Source organism: Acinetobacter colistiniresistens, assembly GCF_000413935.1.
Classification (GTDB): Bacteria; Pseudomonadota; Gammaproteobacteria; order Pseudomonadales; family Moraxellaceae; genus Acinetobacter; species Acinetobacter colistiniresistens.
Genome location: NZ_KE340383.1, coordinates 281,928 through 306,093, shown reverse-complemented (window position 1 = coordinate 306,093; position 24,166 = coordinate 281,928). Strand labels below are relative to the sequence as shown.

Genomic DNA, 24,166 nt, shown 5'->3' with positions numbered 1-24,166 from the left:
GACAAATTTTATAAAGAACTATGCAACGGAACCTAGAATGAACAATCAATCATGCGACACCGTTAACATCGTACCAGCTCGAAGAAAAATTGGTAATACACGCATTAGTGTATCTGGTTTATACCCTTTTAAAAAAGATTCCGCAGTGGCCTTTGAATCAACATTGGAACGCGATTTTCTCATTCGATTAGAGGTTGACCCTAATGTTCTTGCTGTTGAGTCTCAACCCTTTACCATTGAGTATTTTGATAATGGACAGAAACGAGTTTATACCCCTGACTTTCTCGTAACTTATAAGCATGATGATTTTCTTCCATTTATTGCACCTAAACTGGTTGAAGTAAAACCTATAGATGAATTGCAAGTTAATTTACATTTATGGAAAGCTAGATATCGTGCTGCCATGAGGGTATGCAAAGAAGAGGGTTGGAAATTTCATATTGCACATGAGGGTCGGATTCGGGATCAGTTATGGTCGAATGCCATGTTTTTACAAAAGTACCGAAAGATGGAATTTCCTCCTGCCGATTCAATGCACCTATTGGCTTATGTGAGAGATCGAGGAGCCGTAACTTTTGAGACTCTATTAGCCAGACATTTCCTTGGCAAATGGGACAGAGCAAATGGAATTAGTCAAATTTGGTATTTAGTTGCTCATGGTTATCTGGTTTGCGATTTAAATGCACCTTTACAGCCATCTACTGAACTTTGGGTAAGTGGGAGTTTGTCATGAATGATAGACGTGTGAATATCAAAATAGCTGCTGGGGAGCCTGTTCAGATAAAAGGGATTCCCCATACGATTATTGAAGTCATTGACCTGAAATCAGTTTTTGTTGAAAACAATAATACAGGTAGGAAAAATGTTGCGGCTATCAGTGAATTAAGGCCGTCAATAGCTGTGGAACAACATGAAGATCTAGAGCTCATCGCTGATAAAGACTGGATTGAGGCTGAAAGGCGTTTCAACATCATCCGTCCTTTCATTGAGGGAGGTGTGAGTGGTCGTAAGGAAGTAGAATTACGTGCTCAGGAACATGATATAAATCCAGCCACCATATATAGATGGTTAAAAATTTATAAAGCATATGGAACTATTGATGGATTGCGACCTAGAAAAGAGGGATTGCCACAAGGCAAGAAGATAATTAATAAACATGCTGAAGCAATCATTGAAAAAGCCATCAACGATTTATACCTAACTAATCAAAGAATAAGTGTTCAAAAAGTTGTACTTGAAGTGAAACGCTTATGTCATGAATACCATATCCTAGAGGTGCCTCATGCCAATACAGTAAGAAATCGTATTGCAGCGATTAGCCAGAGAGACTCTCTTCGTAAGAGGGGGTATAAGGAAAAGGCCGATAACAAATTTACACCTGCCGCAGGGAAATTCCCTCATGCTGATTATCCACTTGCCGTTGTACAGATTGACCATACACCCGTTGATCTTATTCTGGTTGATGATTTTAGCAGGTGCCCTATAGGACGACCTTTTCTTACATTGGCAATTGATGTGCGTACAAGGGTAGTTGTGGGATATTACTTATCATTAGATGCTCCCTCTGTTATGTCGATTGCAATGAGCGTTTCTCAAGCTGTACTGCCCAAAGAGAAATGGCTAGCTTCGCGCAAGATTCAAGCTGAATGGCCTGTCTGGGGAATTATGAACACCATTCATGTCGATAATGGACCTGAGTTTCACTCAGAAACTTTCAGAAATGCCTGTATGGCACATGATATTCGTCTGGAATACCGACCAGTTAAAAAACCACGTTTTGGTGGGCACATTGAACGTTTGATGGGAACATTTGCAACGGATATTCACGCAGTTCCAGGAACAACTTTTTCAAATATTTTTGAAAGAAAAGGCTATAACTCAGATACGGAAGCAGTTTTCACATTTTCCGAATTTGAGGACTGGCTAATTGATTTTATCTGTAATGTTTACCACAAAAGAAAACACTCTGCTTTAGGTACTTCTCCACTACATGCTTTTGAGTTGGGTATCTTTGGCGATAAAAACACGTTAGGTTCTGGAGCTGCCAGATTGCCTGCAAATGATCATAATTTCTTTCTTGATTTTCTACCAAGTTTTGAAAGGACGATTCAAACAACAGGTGTAACAATTGATGGCCTTGCTTATTATGCTGATGTATTAAGAGGTTGGATTAATGCTGTAGACCCCTATAATCAAAAGGAAAAACGTAAATTTATCTTTAGGCGTGATCCAAGAAATATTAGTGAGATATGGTTCTTTGATCCCGAAATCAAAAATTATTTTAAGGTACCTTTAGCGGATCAAAGTATTCCGCCATTTAGTATTTGGGAACACAAAAAGATTCAGGAACTAAAGAAGGAAACTGGCGAATATCTAAAAGATCATGAACTTGGACAGGCTCTAGCTAAACTTAGGGAACGTGTTCAGGAAGCAAGCACTAAAACTCGACGGGCTCGCAGATCACGTCAGCGCAGTACCCAACACCAAATGAGTGTTAACCCTGCATCAATTCAGGGCAAAAAACATCAACAAGAGAGTACGATTTTGGAGCAACAGCTTGAAAGCGTATATGGTTTATTGCCTCTCGATGAACTGGAAAATGATGAGGATATTTCATGAGTAACTATTCACATGTTTTTCAAGAGTTTCGCCCTATTGTGGAACAGTCTATTGAGGACAGGCTCTACTTCCTGGAAGAGGACCGATGGATTGGGTATCCAGCAGCCAATGACTTACTAGACCAATTGAAAGGATTCCTGACACTTCCGAAGCGGAGCCGTATGCCCAACTTACTGGTATTGAGTAAGCCAAATAATGGTAAGACCTCAATTATTAATCAGTTCTTTAAGCTGTATGGGGAGGGTCATATCAATGCAGAAAATAATGCAGTAAAACCTGTAATTATTGTGCAGGCACCTGTTTCACCTGATGAAAAAGCTTTGTATATGGCTATTCTTGATAAGTTCTGGGTTCCCTTTCGAGAAAGAGACCCCGTTGCGAAGCTACGTTACCAAGTGGTCCATTGCCTTAAACTTTACGAGGTAAAACTCCTCATTATCGACGAAATGAATTCTTTATTATGTGGCAGCCCGATTAAGCAAAGAACTGTAATGAATGCAATTAAGTATTTGTGTAATGAAACACAGATACCCATTGTCGGGTTTGGTACAGAAGAAGCGATTAGTGTCCTGCGTACTGATCCACAGCATGTAAGTCGTTTTCGTGTGGTTAATTTGCCCTTATGGAAACTAGATAAGGACTTTCAAGCCATGGTAAATAAGTTTGAAAAAGTTCTTCCACTCAAACAGGCTTCAAAACTAGCTGAGCCAGCAACAGTAAAATATCTACATGATATTACCGATGGAAATTTAGGTAATCTGCGAACGATTTTACGGGAAGCTGCAAAGAAAGCTATTGTTTCTGGTCAGGAGTTTATCGACCGTAGCTTACTAGAAAGTGTGAAATAAGCTATGTGGAGGGCTGGGTATGATAGGTACAACAGAAGTCCATTCATGGTTTATCCCCACGACTTTACAGAAAGATGAGGCATTGTCTTCATGGTTGATACGTGCTGCACTTGATAGTGGTTGTGACCCATTAAGTCTAACTGGGGTACTCTGGCCCAAATGGCGAATTTGGTCAGTAGATGTAGATCGAGGTTTAAGCTCAGAGCATTTACGAACCTTGGCCACTACAACAAAAATTGATGAAAGCCAATTTGATTCTGCTACGCTTCGCAATTTCTTAATTAAATATAACTTGGATAATGGAACCCTTGATTCATGGTATCTGGTATTAGGTACAAGAAACCGTAAGCATCGAGGTGGCTGGCAATATTGTCCTAAGTGTTTGTCTGAGGATGGTGTTGCCTATTTCCGTTTACACTGGCGCTTTGCCTGGCATACAGGCTGTATTAAACATAATCAGCGTTTATATGATCAATGTCCGCATTGTCATAATGCCATTCAACCTAGACGACTTGAAGCCCCTGATCAGGTTATGACTTGCTGTTCAATATGTAAAAAAAACCTATTGGAAGTTAATGAATGCTTTATGAATTGTCATGCCCTGGCATTCCAAAAAGTCTTTGGTCAATTCTTGGAACAAGGCTATGCAACCTATCAAGACAAGTTGATTTCACTAAATGATTGGTTAACGGTGATTAAGTTATTTTTACAATTTATTAGAAAAGTTCTAGCTGGCTCAATAAATGGAAAAGGATGGGCTTTTCTTGAACAGCTCAAAATTCAGATGCCCCATTCTGAGTTTATCTCGAATGGATTGGTTGTTAGTCAACTTCCAGTTATCGAGAGAGAGCGGCTATTTTCCTGTATTTATCAATTACTCATCATTCCCCTAGAAAAATTTATTGAAACAGCACAATCTTTAAATATGAACAGATCTTCATTTTGGGATAAGAGAAACCAGTTGCCAGCCATATTAAGACCTATTGAAGAACAGTTAGGCTCAGTTTATCGGAACTACCCTCCAAAGAGAGCATTGGTTGATACCCTAAAACCTAAAAGTAAGGAAGCTGTAATACGAAAGTTTTTGAGATTAAAAAGAAAATTAGGATAACGCTCGGAGGGAAACGCCATGCCTCAGTGTGATGAATGTGGTGATGCGGTTGAAAAGATACACCGATGCTATAAACAGCGTAACTATTGCCATAAATGCTATGTACGAGTTTTTAAAAAACGGGATTGCCCATCATGTGGTAAAAGCTCAAGATTGCACAAAACTGATCAATTGGCTGTTTGCCAAAAATGTGAAACTAATCGCCCGTGTATTCTATGTCAACGTATAGAATATCCATTAGGAAAAATAACGGCACAAGGACCTGTTTGTAATAGCTGTTCAGTTTATTTTAGAGAGTTTCAAGCTTGTGAGCGATGTGGCGTGGCATCACAACGTTTGTCTCGTATCAGCCGTTTTGAGGATAATTTAAGAGTTTGCCCAAAGTGTGCAACCCGTGATTACCAGACATGCCAAAGTTGTAGAAGATATAGGTCGGTTGAACAGGATGCTGTGTCAGGCAAAATGCTTTGTAAAAAATGTTTAAGCTGTCCACCACTTCAATGCTTAACCTGTCAGCAACAAATTCCTGCTGGATGTGGAAAATATTGTGAATCATGTTCATGGCGAAGAATATTGGGCAATAGGATTAAGGAACTAGTTAATACATTAGTGAATCCAAGTCTTAAAGGTTACTTTGAAGAATATATGAATTGGCTTGATCATGAGGTAGGACCACATAAGGCTGCATTGCTAATTCATAAACATATTCAGTTTTTTGAAAAGACCAATAATCTTTGGAGAGATCAGATCCCAGATTATGCGCCTTTATTACATCGACTAAGGACAAGTGGTTTACGCAAATATGAGCTGCCCATCCGGTGGTTGGTTGCAGTGCATTATCTGCATATAGATACACAATCTAAAGGTCACTGTTCTGAATTTGACCAACTGAGAAAACTGGCAAACTCATGTCCAGATTCATCACTTTCAGCCCAAATTCTTCAGAACTACTATCAGGTTTTAATAAATAAAATGGATTTAGGGAAAACAAGTATACGTTCTGCCCGTTTAGCCATGAAACCAGCATCTGCTTTAATGCTGTTGGTAAGTCAATCACGCTTAGATTTACCAACAATGTGGCACGTAAAATATTACTTATTTAAGTCCCCTGGACAAGCTTCCGCTATTGTTGGTTTTCTTAATTTTTTAAACAAGAATTATGATACGAACCTTGATACGTCATGGGTACTAGATGAAAAAATAACAGAGAAAAGTAATATGAAGAAACTGGAAAAACAACTGTTAGCCATTATGAAAGTCCCAGAGGAAAATTTTAATGCACTAGAGTGGATAAAGTTAGGATTGATGTATTTCCATAATTTGGATAAATCTATTTTTAATCATATGGATAGTATTAATTTTAGGGTGCTGGATGATGGCTTTGAAGTGAGGCTTGGTGATCAGCAATATTGGATACCAAATCCAAACTTATATTTTAATAATCTATGAAAAAATTTCTTAAATAGAAATTGAATTCATCTACATTGTTGATTTTATTGAAAATAAATATTTTTTATTTATATTCACTTATAATTTTGATTGAATATAGAAAATAGATCAAGCATATCATACTGAACATATATGCCAATACGATATATGTACTTGATTTAACTGTCTTAACGTTCAATAAATATAGCAGTTTCTTGGTATAATTAACGATAATTCACTCCATTATTTAAATCAAATACTTCACCACTTAAACAATTTGGTGCCTTATCAGCTAGCCACAAAGCTGTATTGGCAATCTCTTGTACTTGGCAAAACTTGTGATTTAAGGTTGCTTCCTTTAAACGTTTTTGTCTCTCAAATGGGATCTTTTTCATTATTTCTGTTTCAACGGGACCTGGCGCAATACTAAAAGTTTGAATATTATGCTGAGCATGACTTCGAGCCATACTACGCATCCCATTAATCAATCCTGCTTTTGAAATGCCATACCAAATATCAGGGTGTCCAATTTGCCCTGCAATTGAGGCAATACTTATAATACGGCCTGATTGCTGTATTTTAAAAATATTTTCTGCAACATCAATGCTCAATTGTATTGTGTGAATCAAATTCACATTCATGATGTTATGCATTTCATTCCATGTATATGAGCTTGCCGTAAGCGTATTCATATAACCTGCATTATTAATTAGAACATCAAATGAACCAATTTGATGAATTACTTGTTCAAGCTGATCATAATAAAGCATATCTGCTTGCCAATGGCGTAAATTAGGATGTGAATATTGTGGTGCATGACGAGAAATATTATGTACGATATATCCTTGATTCAAAAATAGTTTAGCAATTTCTTGACCAATTCCTTGACTTGCACCAGTAATAACTACTTGTTTCATAATTTACCTATTTATCTAATGGAAGACACATATAAATCTCTCTTTAACTCAGCTGGTTACTTAGTATTAGAGAGTTTCGATTAGCTCTTGACTGTTCTTTACTTTTGAGGCGGCAACTACTTCATGGGTTTCTAATTGTTCAAAGAGTTCTAAGACACATTTACCTGCATCTCTAATTGCACGTGAGTTGACGCCTGGGCGAGGTAAGACATAAGTATAGAAGTTTGCTCCTTCAACTATATTTCCTAGGGCCCAAAGTGCCTTCACTTCATCACCATTTTTATTGATAGGATGATGATGATGACTTATTGCTATACCACTTGGATGATAATCACCATTAAAGAAAGGTTGGATTGTGCCATTCTTTAATAGGTTCGCAATGAATGGAGATTTATCTAATGCTGGATAGAAAGTATCTGTTCTTGCTTTTATTAGAATGTCAGCACTACTCGTATATGAGCCATCAGAAAATTCACTAATAATGTTAAAGCGACTTGTCTGGTAATTAAGTTCAACACGCCCTTTTGGACCACAAGCAAATTCAATAACTCCAGCATTTAGTAAAGCTAATAGTTGTTGGCTACGTATAACAGGAGGTCCAACAGCAATTCGATTCATAATAGGACAATATTGTTCAATAAATATTTTATGTGATGTTGGTGTTAATCCTGCATAATCAACAGCATAACGTAAACAATCCCGAATATCCCTAATAATATCTGTTGTTGCTTTAATAGCACCATCAATGTTCCCTTTTAAGGCATCTTCAATATCTGTTTGCAGATAGTTTATTGCGTATTCCTTGAATGCTTCATAGTTTTGCAAACTTGGTAATTTTCCAAAGAAAATTTGCTCAATCTTGGTAAAGTCATCAGATGTAGGCACATAAGCTTCTATATCGTACCATTTCTTATCTATAGTACATCGATATACATAACACATTTCTTTCAACAAAATTGGAAGCAATTCCTGCTCAAAATCAAGTTGCCCATTGCCTCTATTTTGTTGATTAGCTATACGTAATTTATCAATTGCATTGGTTGTAAAAAAACGAGCTTGATATTGTCCATGTGCACCTTTCTGATTTATTCCTCTACTTGCATATGGTAAGCCATAGCGAGAATACACTAGGATATGTGGTTCCTCACCAGAGGGAAGATATTTCAAGGTACCATCTGTATTTTTTATAAATTTTCCAGATCGACCTTCGGTTAGTTGAGAAATTAGGTCATATGTTGTGAGGCCTATACCTTCAATTGCAACGACAGCTTCTGAACTAATGTGATGTAACGAATAAGTATTTGTAATATTTCTAATAAAATCAGCTTTGTGGTTGGTTTTTGCAACCTCCTGAACAAATTTGAGGTACATCAAATCTTGTGGTGATGGTGTATTTTCTCCATGACCTGTTGTAATAAATACTTTATCAGCATGAAAAGTATACCCATTCGCCAATGTGATAATCTGCTGGCCATCATCCATTGAATCAATATTGTATGCAAGTTGTTGATGACGAATTATTTTAATATTTGGATGTAATTGATTGATTTGTTCACGATAAACCCAAGATAAATATTCACCTAACATACGACGTGGTAAATAAGCATTAGCATTGATTTCATTACAGATATGATTGCCTAAATAAAGAAATTTATTATTTAATTCTCGGTATCCATGCTGCCTTGCCCATTCAAGAATAGATAAACCTGGAATAATTGGTCCAGCATCTGTTACCGAATCATCGCTAAACATTGTTATTTGGCAGGCTATGGTATTTACCAAAAGATGATCTGATTGCTCTGAAGTATGAATACCTTGCCCATAAACACGAGGATCTATTAAGTGCAACTCAAACTTAAGATTCTGATCTGAAATTTTGTATATTGCATTAAGCCGTTCTAATATACTAAGACCTCTAGGCCCCATACCAATAATAGCAATTCTCACCTTGTTCATATATGTTCCTTGAATAAAATGGAGTTGATTAATTCACAAAAAATACTTAAAAATATTGTTCTATAAAATATTTTAGTAAGTTTAAATTAATTTCCTCCATTTCTTTGGTTAATAAACCTATAAACAAAAAATTATAGTATTGTGAACTCTGTTTCTTTCATGGATTTATATTGTTTAACTTTTTCAAACCATTCGTAAAGTTCGTGATATTTACTCCCCCAGTTAATATTTGGTAATCTGAAATTTAAATAGGAAAGTGCACATGCTAAACCGATTTCTGGGATATCAAATTTGATTTTATATTCACTGATTTGTTCTTCACAAGCCTGAAGCCCACGAAGAATGTGGGCAGTATGACGTTCAATAATCATTGAAGACTGATATTCAATAGGTCGTCTGCTTTCTATAACTAATTGTAAGGCACTATCAATTATTCCATCTGCTAGTGCTACACGTATTTGATCTTCCCATGTACTATTAGATAATGAGTAGATTGATTTTTTAATATCAGGTTGATAATTATTTAAATATTGACATATTATGATGCTGTCATAAATATTAAGTGACTGATCTTTCAAAACTGGAACTCGCCCAAGAGGGTTGTATTTTGTAACCAGATTTGACTCATAAACATTTGTTATTACTTCTGTAACTATAGCTTCTAAACCTTTTTCACGTAGTAGTACTCTTGCCTTGCGGGAATATGGAGATGTTGGTGATATTATAAGCCTCATAGGTACTACCATTTAAATTTTTGTTTAAAAGTACATAAAATAAATATTTATGCTTGCTTGTATATTTGATTTTGTTTGAATAAATATCAAAGAAAATCGTTTGATGTATTAAAACAGAAGTAAAATTAAAGATCATATAAAGACCTGTCAATTAAGTAATTTTTATAGGTCTATAATTTTTATTTATTTCCATATTTTTAATAGTGGTGTTAATAATTGTCACACTAATTTTTGCTGGATTTTTTTTGCAGTAATTATGTGTAATTTAAATTGCTTTTGTTGTGCCTAAAATATTTTATATTATGTGGTGAATAAATCTATGATAAATCTGGATCAAATTAGAAACCTTTTTATAGGATTGGAAACAAAATATCCAACAAGATTGGGAACGAACATTCGACAATGCTATTTGGATTCAACAGCATCAAGTTTGGCATTCCTACCTTCCGTAAATTTTATTAATGATTATCTAAAGTACTATGCAAATGTTCATAGTGATAGCCATAACTCTGCAAAAATATCGACTCAACTTTTTGAGTGGTCTGCTAATGAAATTCTGAAACTGGTTAATGCAGATCCTGAGATTTATACATGTATATTTTTGGGTAGTGGCGCAACAGCAGCAATTAATCGAGCATCTCAAATATTACGACAAATCAATCCAAAGCCTCGTGTGCTTGTTTCTTTGATGGAACATCACTCTAATGATTTACCACATAGACAACGAAGTGAGGTAACACATTTATCTTTACTTGATACACCAACTGGTCTTGGAGGAATCGATATTGAGAAACTTGAACAAGAATTAAAGACAAAAGATGTATCGTATGTAGCTGTTACTGGAGTGAGTAATGTTACAGGTATCATTAACCCAATTGAAAAAATAGCTAAATTAGCTCATAGCTATGATAGCTATATCATTATAGATGCAGCACAAATGGGACCGCATATGCCTATTGATTTAGCCATATGCAAGGCAGATGCGTTGGTTTTGGCTGGACATAAAATGTATGCGCCATCCTCACCAGGTGTTTTAATCATTAAAAAAGTTCTATTAGATTCATCCAAACCTATCGATTTAGGGGGAGGAATGGTTACTGATGTTTCATTAAGTGATTATGCCATTTCAAATATTTACCCTGACCGAGAATTAGCTGGGACACCTAATATTGTTGGTAGTATTATGCTTGGTGTTACAGCTAACACCCTACGAAGAGTGGGGATGCATAATGTTCAAGCAAAAGAACAATCTCTTACTCAATATTTGTTAAATAAATTAGCCGAGATTCCTCAAATTACAGTATATGGCAATTTAGATCCTCATAATCGTGTTGGGGTTATTTCTTTCAATATTAATAAATTACCACATAAACTCACAGCAATTATTCTCAATGATTACTTTGGTATTGCTGTCAGGAATCAATGCTTTTGTGCTCATCCATATGTACGTTCACTCATACGAGAAGAACTTTGGAGCATGGCTGATGACATAGATTTACCTGAAGAGCAAGTTGATGCTTATATTGATCGATATAAAGGTATGGTTCGCATTAGTCTTGGACTATACAACACTGTAGAAGATATAGATTGTGTTGTTTCCGCACTAATTGAAATCATATCTCATATTGATTATTACAAAGAACAATATATTGAAGATACAACTGGTGGATTTATTCATATATCTGAAAAAGAACTACCTTTGCCATTATCACAACCTGAAATTGTAATGGAAAAATATATCAGAGATCATTTAAAAAAATTAAATAAGGGCGAGGTTGAGTTTGTAAATTTAGTCATAAATGAATATTGATAATCATATTTTATTTAATTGATCACGATATGAGGATTTTATGGAAAATATGGATTTAGGGCGTATCAATCTGCAGGGGCTAAGATGTCCTATTCCAATATTAAGGATTAAGAGGATGCTTAAAAATAATTCTGATCTGAAAAATCTAGAAGTTATAACTGATCATTTAGACGTTGTCAAAGATATCTATTTATTTTGTCAGAAAAATGAATATGGATGTGTTGATCAAAGAATAAATGATACTGAATTTCTGATTGTTATAAAAATTTAGAGCAAAAGTTTAACCAATGGAAAGAGCTAAAATGGCTGACATGCAAAGACAAAAAGTTATATTAAATAAATTGGCTATAGTATTGAGTGTTAATCAAGGTGAAGGATGGCTTATTGTTGATCATCATCGTAAATGGGTAGATAAAAATAGCCTTATTTTGATTGAAGGCTATGATGAACTTACCATTGAGTCACTAACTGCATTAAATATCGAACAACGCATTATTAATCATATACCATCTAATATCAGAGACCAAAAACTTAGAACTCTCGATAAACGTGTTCTCTCCGAATCTGGTAAATTTTTTCCTATTATTGCATTGGGAACTCTTGGTAGTTTATCATTGACATTTAACTGCTCTAAACGTGGCTTAGATTCTTTAGAAGTACAAACGAAAAAGCTTCCAATAGAAAATTCATATGATTTGGTTATTGTTGGTGCTGGGCCTAGTGGAGCCTCTTTAGCAGCACATGCTGAACATGCTGGTTTAAATTACTTGTGGCTTGGCGAACCATTCAGCTTTTGGCTATATCATATTTTGCCAAATGATCTCCGCTCTCCTGCTGCTGCATCAGGTATCAATACACCTATAAATGACATGGACTTTATAAGCTTTGCTCAGTGTATTGGTGTTCCAATTGATCAACCTGTTTCGATGCCTCTAGCTTTAGCGTATTTCAATTACTTCGTCACAAAACAAAATCTAACTCCATTACCATTTACTGCTGAAAAAGTAGACTATCAGGACAATAGCTACAATGTACAACTACGAATGGCGGATCAATACCAAACTGTAAAATGTCGTAATTTGGTTTGGTGTGCTGGTCTTAAAGGAATGGAGAATATTCCAAAAATTTTACGTCAAATTCCTAGTAAAAATTTCACACATTCAAGTGATACAAATATTCCGAACACCTTATCCAAAGATTATAAAATTGCAGTAATAGGCGCAGGTCAAAGTGCTGCTGAACATGCAATACTAGCTATTGATAGTGGGGCACAAGTAAAATTATTAATTCGTGATAGCAATCTCATCTTTCGTAATTTACATTCACCAGGAAATCATCTCTACAAATGGTGTTCTAAGAATGCTGATAGTTTTGTTTATCGTCTACCTTCATTTATACAAAAGCGGTTCTTATCCTATTTATTAAAAGGAACTACTGAGCCAAAAATGAAGTTGATTAATCAATGGGATAAGCTAAAAATAATTCCAAAATTCGATTTAATACAAGCCAATGTTTTATCCGATGGAAAATTAGAACTTAAAGCACGTAGTGGGCAATGTGAGTATGTAGACCACTTAATTCTTGGCACTGGTTATAAATATGAGATCAATAAAATAAAGCCCTTAAGTGATTTACAACATCAAATAAAGAGTTCAGATGGTTTTCCGTTACTAGATGAAAATTGTATGTCTAGTGTACCTGGGCTGTTCTTCGGTGGCTATGCCGCTATGAAAAGAATAGGTCCCAAGTGCCAATTTATTGCAGGTTCCGCACTTACTAGTAAAGCACTAATGTATGGTATCTCTCAGCGATTAAAACATGATAATTAATTTACGTTCTGGATTATGGCTATTATTAGCATTGCTGCGAATTTTTGCTCCTGAGCAAGCTCTTCTAGCAGTTTTTATATTATTAACTATTCTATTTACACAACACTGGTCATGGATAAAACTGCGTAGTGGAAAGATAGCACTATTCATATTAATACTTGCAGTCATTTTACCTAATCACTGGACAACGGTATGGCATAAACTCATGCCATATGTAGATGTCATAATTATGTTGGTATCACTGAATCTCCTGAGAAGTGCAATTGCTAATAGTGCGATAAGTCAGATACTCTCACAGTGGCTGACTCAACATCGTCGCCCTTGGATAACACTTGGTGTATCAGTTGGTATATCACCTATATTTAACATGGGTACTATACCAATCTTGTTGGCAGGTTTAAGTAAGAAAGAACTGACAAACAATAGAGAAATACCCAATATTGTTGCTCGCGGAGTTGCTACAGCTAACCTTTTAGCTCCTACTTCTGCGCCTGTACTATTAACATTAAGCATGTTTCCAGCGATTAGTTGGTTCAGTGTAATGTCTATAAGTCTATTTGCCATCGTTATTATGATTGCACTAATTGGATTAAATGCTTATAGATCAAATCATTTGTTCAGTAATAATATAAACATCATTAAAGAAATTACTCCACCTGACATTTCAATCACAAACATAAATAGGTGGAAGAGTCTATTACCTGTTATTATTTTTCTCGGTACATTATTAACATTGAGTATTATTCTGCATAAACCATATTCTCAATCAATATTTATCGCATGTTTTATCACTTGGTTTTCTAGCAGTATCATTAATAACCACTCAGATTTATTTCAATTAATCAATATAGCTCAGACAAAGCTCCTACCTGAACTCATATTATTCATTGCCTGTGGCATATTAGCAATACGTCTTTATGATATCTTTGAAGGTATACAAATAGGCATTTTTTCACAAATACCAGTGTATTTAACTAGCTTTCTAATTTGTATTTTATTACTAATTGTTATGCCCTTGGTATGTCGAATAGGGCTACATCCCATCATTCCTTTCTGTATCGTTGCACCTTTAATTAGTCCGTTAACGAATGAAATCAGCCTTCCCATAATTATAACCCTTTGGCTGTGTTATTGGGTGCAATCACTCATTATTTCCCCAAGTTCAGTCATCAACTTAACTGTGAATGCAACTCTTGGAGATAACTCTTGGTACAAACCAGATTTGAGGTTCCTTTTTATCAGTAGTAGTTTTTTAACCTTACTATTTGTAGTTTTAATTGAAATGAGGATCATGTATTGAAAAATATTTTCTTTGTACTCGCTTGTGGGCCTAGGGAAAGTCGCACATTAGCCGCATTAGAAATGGCTAAGGTCTTTTTGGATAAAGGGCTTCAGGTCAACATCTTTTTAATTGGTAATGGGATCTACAATGCTATTCAGACACAAAGCATAAAGAACCATATTATTCGCTTAAGAAAACTAATTGCTCAAGGTGCAACAGTATCTACTTGCGTCAACATGGCTAAATTTTCTGGATTAGATGAGAGCAATGTTCAGGAAGGAATCCAAATAGAAAATATGATGACGTTTGCAGAGCAATACAATATGGCAGATCGCATCATCTTCTTTGGAGGAGACTCCAAATGAATGTATCCGCTTTATTTGTTCTTAGTCAAAGTCCAGCTATGTCTGATATAAACATGCAAGTTGCTCGAATGGCACTTTCTATTAGTAGTGATACCGATGTGAGTTTTGCATTTTGGCATGATGCTGTCTATCTTCTACATCATGATCATAGTAGTCCGTTTTATAATTTTTCTAATCAATACAAGTTTTTAGTAGAAAGTGATGTTCCTTTGGTTGTGCGAAAATCCGATTTGGATCAAAGGGGGCTTGAGGAATATGGAACAAAATTTCCAGTGCAATTTCTAACGAATGAGCAATTTTCAGCATATATCAATCGATATGATAAGGCATTTTTCTTATGAGCCGTTTAGTTATTTTGACAAGCTTAAATGCTATTGAAAAGTATCAAGAAATTAGAATTAAGAACGATGTAGTTTTATTGGTTGCAGAATCCATATTTAGCCGTAGTTTCACGAACCAGCCACATTTTATATGGTCAACAGAACCTTTGAAGCATATATCTCCATATGCGGAATGTATTAGTAATGATTTTTTAACTGAATTATTCAATAAACATGAAGTGATTTTAACCATCTAATAGTATCAGGAGTATCACATGCAAAATCTAAGAAATACACAACAACAATTGGTCGCGGCAGGTTGGATTGAACAAATTCAATTATTGGAAAAAGGGATTTTTAATGTCTCGATTCGACAAAATAACCAAATACATAATTGGCGTGTAGATGATAAAGATCATTTTTTAGAAAACTTGCCATTACAATCAATAGTACAATTAAATGGTGATATTTCAGAAAAAGATCCTTTATGTACTTTAAATGTATTGCATACAGCAGAGCCATTACCTATCGATATTAATCAATATAACTACAAAGACCTTGAACATCGACACTTAGGCATACGTAATAATTTCTTTCGAGCTACAGCAGAGTTTCGCCATCTTGTTAGAAAATATGCTTTTGAATTTTTGGATGATCAAAATTGTATGTTGGTTCAAACCCCAATTTTAACAAATGCATCTTGTGTTTGTAGTGGTGATGTATTTACGTTTCCTTATTACGGAAAACAGGTTGCGACTCTTATCCAAAGTCCATGGATGTATGCTGATGCGCTAGTTAGTGGGGTAGAAAGAGTCTATGCATTAAATCCCTCTTTTCGACGAGAAACTGATGCAACAGGTATACATCTGGTTGAAATTTGGCAATTGCAAGTAGATTTGGCATGGGCTAGTAATGATGAAATTATGCAAATGGAACAGGACTTAATCCACTTTATCGCAGAAAAACTCAAAAAGCATACCGATTTATATGCAAAAGCTCAGTTAGGGACAGAACATTTGGATCAGTTACTGAAACCATTTGCACGTATTACGTATGATGAGTCTGTAACTTTACTTAACGAATTAGGATACTTATTTGATTATGGAAATGATTATACAGAAGAGCATAACAATGCAATTGGTAAACATGTAAAAGTACCATATTTTATAACTGATTTTCCAATGAGTCTAAAAAACTTTTGGTTCGCTCATAGTACAGATAACTATGATTTAAGCCCATCGAATGATCTCTTTTCTCATATGGGACAAGGTGAGATAGTTGGTGGTGGTACACGAGTTTCTGACTATGAAGAACTCAAAGCAAATCTAGAATATTTTGGCCATGACTTGGATGAATTCGCTTGGTTTGTTGATATACGTCGTCACGGTTGTGTACCTCATTCAGGTTTTTCAATTGGTTTTGATAGGCTTGTTGCAACCTTTATGGGAGTAAATGATATACGCCAAGCAACTTTATTCCCTCGTATACCTCAAGGTTTATTAAAACCCTAAGTAATCAGAATTAAATGTTATAGGAGTTAGATAATGATTTTATCAGGACATGCAAAAATGATTACTGAGAGATTCCAATTTAAGTATCCAATTATTCAGGCTCCCATGGCAGGAATAACAACTGCGGAAATGGTTGCTCAAGCATGTGAAATTGGGATTTTAGGATCATTAGGTGCGGGGATGCTTGAACCCTCTGCGATTAAATCTACCGTTGAAAAGATACGTCAGCTTACGAATAAACCTTTTAATATTAATTTATTCATCATCAATGATCATCCTAAACATGATTGGGATAAGTTGGATATCGAGAAGTTACAGAAATTACATACCTCTCTAAATTTACCACCATTAGAGCTACCTACTAAATTTGCTCCAAAATTTAGTGAACAGTTTGATGTCCTTTTGCAATTACGGCCAGAGATCGCAAGCTTTACATTTGGTATTCTTAATAAACAACAAATTACAAATTTGCATGAGCAAGGATGTTTTGTCATTGGCACAGCAACTACTGTACAAGAAGCCCTAGCATGGGAGGCTATAGGAGCTGATGCAATTTGTTTACAAGGCGTTGAAGCTGGCGGCCATCGAGGTATGTTTTTAAAATCCGAAGATAGAGGAATGGCTTTATTGCCTCTGCTTATAGAAACAAAAGCTAAAGTAAAATTACCATTAATCGCTGCTGGTGGGATTATGACTGGACAAACTATAGCAGCACTGCAATCTATTGGTGCTGATATGGTTCAGTTAGGCACAGCATTTTTATTTTGTGATGAAGCTAATTTATCGCCAGCATATCGTAATAAATTACTAAGCTCATCTGGTCATGATACCAAACTGACTCAAACATTCTCAGGTAAACTTGCTAGAGGGATTGAGAATCAATTTATGAGAGAGTTGGCAAATAATGAGACAGTACCAATTTATCCTATTCAGAATGCATTATCTGGGCCTATACGTAAATGGGCAAAAGAACAAAATAATGCGGAATTTATGTCGCTTTGGGCAGGGCAAGGTGTAGGTATGGGACGTCCTCTCTCAATGCAAAAATTAGTCAGTACACTTGTAGATGAATGGTACAAAAGTAAATCTATTTAATTTTATATTTCTTTAATAATAAGGAAGAACATGATCTTCCTTATTAACCTAACATCTAGCTGAAACATTGTGAATAAGAATGTCATGAAGTAAATAAAGCTCTTTAAAATTATATAAGTAACGATTTTGACATGAGAACCATATTTGTACTGAGCTATCAGTATCATGGATCTCTTGTAAAGTAATAAGATCATTATTCATTCTCTCAATATAACTATGGGGTAACACTGCATACCCTAAACCATTGAGAACTGCCTGATATATATTGTCAATATTGTCGAAATCAATTGTTGTGAAATTAATATTTTGATTTAATAAAATTTTCTCACCAATTTGGCGGTAATAGCAACCCTTTGGATAAGCGATAAGATTAATTTCTTTAGAATATTGGGTAAGTGGTGGAAATAATTTATTGTTATAACAAAGTACAGCCGTTTCTTTCCATAAAGGAATATTATAGATACAAGGATGAATTAATTCTTCATTAATTAATCCACAATCAATATTTCCAGCGATCAATTCTGATTTTAAATGGTTTAAAGACATAGTTTTTATTGATAATGGTTGTTTCGTTTTATTGTTTAGATGCTGGATACAATCAATAAGATTACGTTGGTTAACAGTTTGTAGAATGCCGATATCAAGTGGACATGACTGTAATGTATTATTGTCAGAACTAAGATCATCCGATGCTGCATCTACAAGATCTAAGATCTGATCGCTATATTTTTTAAGTTTAACACCTTCAGCGGTTAGACAAATACCTTTAGGAGATCGAACCAATAATCTTACACCTAATAGACTTTCTAATTTATTGATATGTGAAGTAATATTGGGCTGAACACAATGAAGTTTCTGAGCTGCCCCTGAAAAACTTCCTGTTTCAATAACAGCATTAAAAACCTTTAACCCCTTGATATCCATATTTATTCCAAAAATTGATTTGTTATTTATAAATCAGAATAAATGAATAATAAACTAAATAATGTTAATCATCTAGAGAGATTCAGTTTTTATTCGATAAATGTAAGCATTTGATTAAACCCACTTGACTCAAACAGGCTTCCACATATGTGGTAGTAGCTCTTCGATGTCTTTCATTTTATGTGTTGGTAGTCTTTTTAACACATCACTGAACTAGGCATACGGATCCAGACCATTCAGTTTGGCTGACTGAATTAAAGTCATGATGTTCGTCTGCCCGTTGACCTCTAAGTAATGATCCTGCAAATAACCAGTTTTTTCTGCCTAAAGCCCAAGAAAAATAAAAATCTTTACATTATAGGTGACCTATGTCTAAAAGATTACTTGCAATGGAAAGATATAAATCTGCTATTAAGTTACCAAAGAATTTAGAGATTAAAGGTTATTAATCTCAATAGATAAGGTAATCCTCCCATAAATAACCGAAGTTAAAAGTAGAGGTTAAGCAGCCATCAGAGGTGGTTTGCCTCCATTGGCTTTGTGCGGTCGCTCATGGTTATAATGCCACAACCATTGTGTTGCATAATCTTGCACTTGCTCCAATGTATCGAACAAGTGCTTGCTCACCCAACTATAACGCATTGTACGATTGTAGCGCTCGATATACGCATTTTGTTGTGGCTTGCCAGGTTGAATATATTCGATCCGTATACCATGTTGTTTTGCCCAATTGATAAATTCATGACTGATAAATTCTGGGCCATTGTCGCATCGAATCACTGATGGTTTCTCTCGATATTCCAGTAACTGATTGAGTGTTCGAATCACTCGGATTGTAGGTAATGAGAAACCTGCTTCAATCGCTAAGCCTTCACGACGGTAATCATCAATTACATTCAATAGGCGAAACTTGCGACCATCGATCAGCTGATCATGCATAAAGTCTAATGACCAAACCTGATTTGCTCGAACCGGTTCCTTAAGTGGTTCAGGTACATGCCGTTTCAGTCTTCTCCTTGGCTTAATACGTAGATTCAGTGCCAGCTCACAGTAAATACGGTAAACACGCTTATGATTCCAACCGTAATTTTCAACATGGCGTAGATAAGAGAAACACAGACCAAAACCCCAATCCGTATTTTCCTCAGTGAGTCCAATCAGCTGCTCTGCAATTAATACATTGTCATCGTTCAATTTGGACTGATAACGGTAGCAAGTTTCACTGATACTAAATGCCTTGCAAGCCAAGCGAATGCTGACGGCATGATCGACAACAGCTTGTTGCGCCATCTGACGACGACAAGATGGCTTTACCACTTTTTTGACATGGCTTCCTGAATGATTTCGGCTTTGAGCCGCTCTTCAGCATACATCTTTTTTAGCTTGGCATTTTCTGCTTCAAGTTCTTTCAACCGAGCAATTAATGAGGCATCCATACCGCCATATTTAGCACGCCATTTATAGAAAGTCGCATTACTCATGCCATGTTCACGACAAAGAGTGGTAACAGGCGTGCCAGACTCCGCCTGTTTCAAAATAGACATGATCTGACTGTCAGTAAATTTAGATGTTTTCATGCAGAATCTCCTGCTTCTATCTTAAGAGAAAATTCTACTTTTACATCCTTTTATTTTTCGGGGGGATTACCGTGGGCTTTTCTTCTGTTTTTTCCTTTAACTGAATATTGGTAATTCCAATTTTTCTTAGAGCATTCAATAAAGTTGATTCACCATCTGAAAAGCCAGCAGATTTTGAGCGCCTAAAAACAAATAATTGGGTAACAAGATTGGAGCCCTGAAGAGTTTTCGAATAAGAGCCCTCTGACAAAGGTAAGCTCTTCATGAGATCAGAAATATACTGTTCAAATTGTTCTAGGGTCTTTGACCTAAATACTAGCCCAGAATGCCCACGTTCCTTGTGGATGCTTTTTCCCTCTACATTTGAAATATAAATCGCTGGTTGTATATCGAAAATATAAACTGGAGGGCAATTTTTAAGAGATAGTCGAATGACTAATGCTCCGCGAGTTGCTGTTTTATTTGAATTTGCATAACACCAATTTTTATAAGCTTGCTTTTCTCCATCTGAAATATCTTCATTTTCTAAAGTTTCTGAATTGACGGAAAAGGCCATTAGAGTGGGTTTATCGTTGTAATTAAAGTCTTCTTCAAAAGTATAATAGTGTACTGCATTGACAATACTGGGATTTAACAAGCGTGCTTTTACGCAAGCATTCCAAAGGTCCATAATTCTTCCTTGTTCTGGAGCTTCAAATTCTGTGGCATTATCTTTATTAGTGGTCGGATTAATTGTGGCATTAAGAACATCCTTGGAGCTATCAGGTTCCCCTGTACCAACTGTATTGGTTTCTTTTATATTTTTCTTCCTTTGTGACCGAGTAATGGTTCTTTCATGTTTTGTTTTACTTTTTTTCGCGATGGGTCCTGAACCTAACCATTCAAATTCATGATCTAAAATAACCGTTTGTGACAATGGTCTGCGCCCTCCTTGATCTTCAGATACATTAATCTGACCAGAGCCTAGTTGTAGCTCAGGAGGCTTAGGTGCGTTGTGGTCTATAGGTTTCTTAACTTGGTGAACTTCCTTTGTGACACTTCTGATGAGGGTTTGATCTGGTAAATCTATTCCAAGAATTCTTAGACCTAAAAAAGCATTGGTACCAGAAATATTGAAACCTGAAACTCGAATCTTTCTCGTTTCCTCGTGCCATGGCATTACTTTAGGGTATATATGATTTTTTTTATCAAAATCATCATGTTTTGCAATACTGCTAAATAATATCCTTACAGCATTTTGGGTATATTCACTGTATTGATAATAGGCAATAAATACATGGTCATTTAATGTAAGGCCATCACCTATAAGAACAGTCCATGTGCCTTCCTCTCCTGGATGAGGAGTGTAGAGCCGTTCATGCCGTTCGGCCTCATCGTATGTTGTCAGAATTCTAGGAAGTTCAGTAGATAGACCATACCCTCTAACCAGAAACTCAAAACAAGGTACGAGAAGTTCCTTATATTCCTGATCCGTTAAGGAGAAAGAAATACAATTCTCACGTTTGCTTGGCTTAATATAAAATTCATTTATGTTTGAGAGGAAATGATCTATTTCCCCAGTCTTTTCGTCTCGCTTATATGTTTGAACATAGGTATGTTTAAAATCCGTATGGTCAATATCAAACTCCCGTATTTCTAAGGGAAGATAATCAACCAATCGTTCATGATGCCAAACTGTGCCAATAGGCCAAGACACCAAATCTGTTATATTGGCATCAATAAAAATAAAATTATCTGTGGGTGTGTAATCTTCCAGAAGTTCCCTAAAAGCCACATGAACTTTAGGTTGGGTATTTCTACGTTCAGCTTTTGCTAACGCCCCATACCACCACACCATTAAGAACTTTTCAGCATTGGATTCAAGAACTTTGAATGCGGGTGATTTTTTTTTATCTAAAGAGTTATCAGTATTTTCTTCATTAGAATGATTGTTCATGATCAACCTCTCTATTGGTAATATTATCGACTAGTCAATTCTTCTTATAAGTTCAGTTCGGCTGTAGGGATATATTGCCCATCTACCCAATCGTAAAGCTGGATATCGCAAATACCATTCAAGCGATGTCCCAAGACCATTGCAAAAACTGAGGGTGCTTTAATAAAGAGGTGTAATTTAGATAACTTATTTTCAGATTTGAATGAAACTAAAGCGGATTTTGCCTCTCTCACAGCAAGATTTAGAGTTTCCATATTATCAATCACATAAGAGCTTTCTAAATTCAGTCTAGGTAAGCTCTTTACTTCATCCATTGTAGAGTCAATGTCTTTACCTATAGTTGTAGGAAATCCGATAGTAACTATGGCTTCAGTTTCACCCTGTAGCTCAACAGGGTCGATTTTATTAAAAAATTGTCCCTCTTTCTGTTTATGGTCATCAGTGCGATAAGCGAGGCCATTATGTTCTATTTCAAGTAGGAAGTTACGTGTGGCACTAAAAACATAGCCAAGCATACATGCGTTGGACATTCTTTGTTTGCCATCTATAAGGAGGGTTCTACGGTCACCACTGCTATGAATAAAATCCCCAATCGATACTGCTTTTTTGATTAGGTTGTTCCAGTCGCTGGAGTTTTTTTGAGCACGATCAGGACCATTGAAATCACTAATATCTAAGTTTAAGTCTTGATACTGACTGGATGATGCTGAAAGATTAATTTTTATAGGATCGGATAGCCACTGACTTCTACTTATATCTTCTTCAAGAGCATGGCAAATAAAACTTTCAAAGTCTTTACGATATATTGGACCAAAAGATGAACGAGAAATTAGATTTTTGAACTGATCTTTTAGTTGTTTGACCTGACTCCTGAGCAGTTCAATATTTATTGTGTCTTGAATTTCACTTAGAAATATAGACTCACTATTCTCAGAATTAAAAGTTATGAAACCAACATAATCAAGAGCAAATTCAGCTAAAGAGAAATCAATTTTTTTACCAACACACCAATCAAGGTATTCCGAGCGCCCATTCACTGAAACTGAAGAGTCGTCATCATAAGAAGATCCAACCCCTCTTAATCGGTCTATTTTTGAAATTAATGGTGAGATAGCGGTGTTATAACTTGGGCATACTAAATTAAACCAAATAAAGTTTTTTGGGTGGGTATCAAAAAGACTTTTAAAACGCCTTATTTCATCCCAAAATTCCGTAGCCGTTAAGGAGTGATTTTTTGCTTCATACATTACATGTAATGACTTTTCCGAAGAAAAATAACAAACTTCTATATCACTTAATGCTTCACTCACTATATGGCTAAATGCACTTTGTGAAAGCCATAGCGGTAAGCTCCTTAATACAAATGCATCCTGATATTCAAATCCTACTCGTGCAATCGCACCACCAGTTGATTGTTTTTCTAACAGACTCGCACTCATTATTATCTCTCTAAATCTAGGGTGGATCGGTAACAGGAACCATCTGATAGGTAGGTGTGAGCACTGCCCTCAAGATGATTGTTTTTTAAATGAAAAATCAGTAAGACTACAAAATTTGCCCCAACTTTTGGATCGGACACCAATTCCCTCATGGTGTGATGGTCTTTACTGCTGGGTTGTACACTAAAGAGAGGATGGCTATGCCATTCACCTAAATAGTTAAATTTTTGATAATTATTGTTTGTTGATTTATGAAAAAGGCGAATTGCTTTAATAGCATCCGTAATTCCACGTACAAAGGATGCTATCGTTCCACTCTTTTGAACAGTTAATGAGCTAACTCTAAAATGGTTTGTACCTATATGCTCACCCATTAAAACACCGCCACATTCGTGGGTTCCAGACTTCAACAGGGCTTTTATCAGTAAAATTTGTATATCAGTAGGAATGGATATTTTCAGCATC

The 24,166-nt window shown here is 35.7% G+C and carries 22 protein-coding genes and 1 pseudogene; 14 read left to right on the top strand and 9 right to left on the bottom strand.

Going from position 1 to position 24,166, the window contains the following annotated elements:
- The first annotated feature begins 37 nt into the window (after nt 1-37).
- From F907_RS01070 to F907_RS01090, 5 genes are read left to right on the top strand one after another with little or no spacing between them, the layout of a single operon-like run.
- Nucleotides 38-733: a heteromeric transposase endonuclease subunit TnsA gene (locus F907_RS01070; RefSeq protein ID WP_004756440.1), complete on the top strand. Its 696-nt coding sequence runs from the start codon at nt 38-40 to the stop codon at nt 731-733.
- On the top strand, nt 730-2,619 hold the full coding sequence (locus tag F907_RS01075) for a Mu transposase C-terminal domain-containing protein (protein ID WP_004756438.1): 1,890 nt from the start codon (nt 730-732) through the stop codon (nt 2,617-2,619). The genes F907_RS01070 and F907_RS01075 overlap by 4 nt, the downstream gene beginning before the upstream one ends.
- Complete coding sequence (locus F907_RS01080; RefSeq protein ID WP_004756436.1) at nt 2,616-3,467, top strand: TniB family NTP-binding protein; 852 nt, start codon at nt 2,616-2,618, stop codon at nt 3,465-3,467. Before F907_RS01075 ends, F907_RS01080 begins: the two co-directional genes overlap by 4 nt.
- Nucleotides 3,468-3,486: 19 nt before the next feature.
- Nucleotides 3,487-4,578, top strand: a complete 1,092-nt coding sequence (locus F907_RS01085) for a TniQ family protein (RefSeq protein ID WP_004756433.1) — start codon at nt 3,487-3,489, stop codon at nt 4,576-4,578.
- Nucleotides 4,579-4,596: 18 nt separating this feature from the next.
- A complete protein-coding gene (locus F907_RS01090) occupies nt 4,597-6,027 on the top strand; it encodes a hypothetical protein (protein ID WP_004756430.1) in 1,431 nt (476 codons plus the stop codon).
- Nucleotides 6,028-6,230: 203 nt separating this feature from the next.
- Here F907_RS01090 and F907_RS01095 read toward each other — a convergent pair whose 3' ends face one another.
- From F907_RS01095 to F907_RS01105, 3 genes are all read right to left on the bottom strand, one after another.
- Complete coding sequence (locus tag F907_RS01095; protein WP_004756429.1) at nt 6,231-6,923, bottom strand: SDR family oxidoreductase; 693 nt, start codon at nt 6,921-6,923, stop codon at nt 6,231-6,233.
- 66 nt (nt 6,924-6,989) lie between these two features.
- Nucleotides 6,990-8,879, bottom strand: coding sequence for an FAD/NAD(P)-binding protein (locus F907_RS01100; RefSeq protein WP_005329743.1), 1,890 nt, complete (start codon nt 8,877-8,879; stop codon nt 6,990-6,992).
- A gap of 131 nt (nt 8,880-9,010) precedes the next feature.
- Nucleotides 9,011-9,625, bottom strand: a complete 615-nt coding sequence (locus tag F907_RS01105) for a glutathione S-transferase N-terminal domain-containing protein (protein ID WP_227540289.1) — start codon at nt 9,623-9,625, stop codon at nt 9,011-9,013.
- A 307-nt stretch (nt 9,626-9,932) separates the two neighbouring features.
- Here F907_RS01105 and F907_RS01110 point away from each other — a divergent pair, with 307 nt between their 5' ends.
- Genes F907_RS01110 through F907_RS01150 form a run of 9 tightly spaced genes read left to right on the top strand, consistent with a single transcriptional unit; the run spans nt 9,933 to nt 17,825 of the window.
- The gene (locus F907_RS01110; RefSeq protein WP_005329741.1) at nt 9,933-11,423 is read left to right on the top strand and encodes an aminotransferase class V-fold PLP-dependent enzyme; all 1,491 of its coding nucleotides are present in this window, start codon (nt 9,933-9,935) and stop codon (nt 11,421-11,423) included.
- Between the two features lie 40 nt (nt 11,424-11,463).
- A complete protein-coding gene (locus F907_RS01115; protein WP_004756412.1) occupies nt 11,464-11,694 on the top strand; it encodes a sulfurtransferase TusA family protein in 231 nt (76 codons plus the stop codon).
- A gap of 31 nt (nt 11,695-11,725) precedes the next feature.
- A complete protein-coding gene (locus F907_RS01120) occupies nt 11,726-13,252 on the top strand; it encodes an NAD(P)-binding domain-containing protein (protein WP_004756411.1) in 1,527 nt (508 codons plus the stop codon).
- The gene (locus tag F907_RS01125) at nt 13,242-14,552 is read left to right on the top strand and encodes a hypothetical protein (protein WP_004756409.1); all 1,311 of its coding nucleotides are present in this window, start codon (nt 13,242-13,244) and stop codon (nt 14,550-14,552) included. Before F907_RS01120 ends, F907_RS01125 begins: the two co-directional genes overlap by 11 nt.
- The gene (locus F907_RS01130) at nt 14,549-14,899 is read left to right on the top strand and encodes a DsrE family protein (RefSeq protein ID WP_004756408.1); all 351 of its coding nucleotides are present in this window, start codon (nt 14,549-14,551) and stop codon (nt 14,897-14,899) included. The genes F907_RS01125 and F907_RS01130 overlap by 4 nt, the downstream gene beginning before the upstream one ends.
- Nucleotides 14,896-15,240 (top strand): DsrE family protein, encoded by a 345-nt coding sequence (locus tag F907_RS01135; protein WP_004756406.1) that lies wholly within the window; start codon nt 14,896-14,898, stop codon nt 15,238-15,240. The genes F907_RS01130 and F907_RS01135 overlap by 4 nt, the downstream gene beginning before the upstream one ends.
- Nucleotides 15,237-15,476 (top strand): hypothetical protein, encoded by a 240-nt coding sequence (locus tag F907_RS01140; protein ID WP_004756404.1) that lies wholly within the window; start codon nt 15,237-15,239, stop codon nt 15,474-15,476. The genes F907_RS01135 and F907_RS01140 overlap by 4 nt, the downstream gene beginning before the upstream one ends.
- Nucleotides 15,477-15,494: 18 nt before the next feature.
- A complete protein-coding gene (locus tag F907_RS01145) occupies nt 15,495-16,730 on the top strand; it encodes an amino acid--tRNA ligase-related protein (protein ID WP_004756402.1) in 1,236 nt (411 codons plus the stop codon).
- A 33-nt stretch (nt 16,731-16,763) separates the two neighbouring features.
- The gene (locus F907_RS01150; RefSeq protein ID WP_004756400.1) at nt 16,764-17,825 is read left to right on the top strand and encodes an NAD(P)H-dependent flavin oxidoreductase; all 1,062 of its coding nucleotides are present in this window, start codon (nt 16,764-16,766) and stop codon (nt 17,823-17,825) included.
- A 48-nt stretch (nt 17,826-17,873) separates the two neighbouring features.
- Here F907_RS01150 and F907_RS01155 read toward each other — a convergent pair whose 3' ends face one another.
- The 6 genes and pseudogenes from F907_RS01155 to F907_RS01180 all read right to left on the bottom strand — a co-directional run bounded on the left by F907_RS01155 (nt 17,874) and on the right by F907_RS01180 (nt 24,165).
- A complete protein-coding gene (locus F907_RS01155; protein WP_004756399.1) occupies nt 17,874-18,749 on the bottom strand; it encodes a LysR family transcriptional regulator in 876 nt (291 codons plus the stop codon).
- A 129-nt stretch (nt 18,750-18,878) separates the two neighbouring features.
- A pseudogene (locus tag F907_RS18690) lies at nt 18,879-19,083 on the bottom strand (transposase domain-containing protein); the annotation flags it as partial.
- A 167-nt stretch (nt 19,084-19,250) separates the two neighbouring features.
- A protein-coding gene (locus F907_RS01160) for an IS3 family transposase (protein WP_111804964.1) occupies nt 19,251-20,326 on the bottom strand; the annotation gives its coding sequence in 2 pieces (ribosomal slippage) (nt 19,251-20,074 and nt 20,074-20,326; 1,077 coding nt in all).
- Between the two features lie 40 nt (nt 20,327-20,366).
- On the bottom strand, nt 20,367-22,262 hold the full coding sequence (locus F907_RS01170) for a hypothetical protein (protein WP_005249671.1): 1,896 nt from the start codon (nt 22,260-22,262) through the stop codon (nt 20,367-20,369).
- A 44-nt stretch (nt 22,263-22,306) separates the two neighbouring features.
- Nucleotides 22,307-23,701, bottom strand: coding sequence for a CD-NTase-associated endodeoxyribonuclease Cap4 (gene cap4, locus F907_RS01175; RefSeq protein ID WP_004756395.1), 1,395 nt, complete (start codon nt 23,699-23,701; stop codon nt 22,307-22,309).
- A 2-nt stretch (nt 23,702-23,703) separates the two neighbouring features.
- Nucleotides 23,704-24,165: a Mov34/MPN/PAD-1 family protein gene (locus F907_RS01180; protein WP_004756394.1), complete on the bottom strand. Its 462-nt coding sequence runs from the start codon at nt 24,163-24,165 to the stop codon at nt 23,704-23,706.
- Nucleotide 24,166 lies beyond the last annotated feature (1 nt).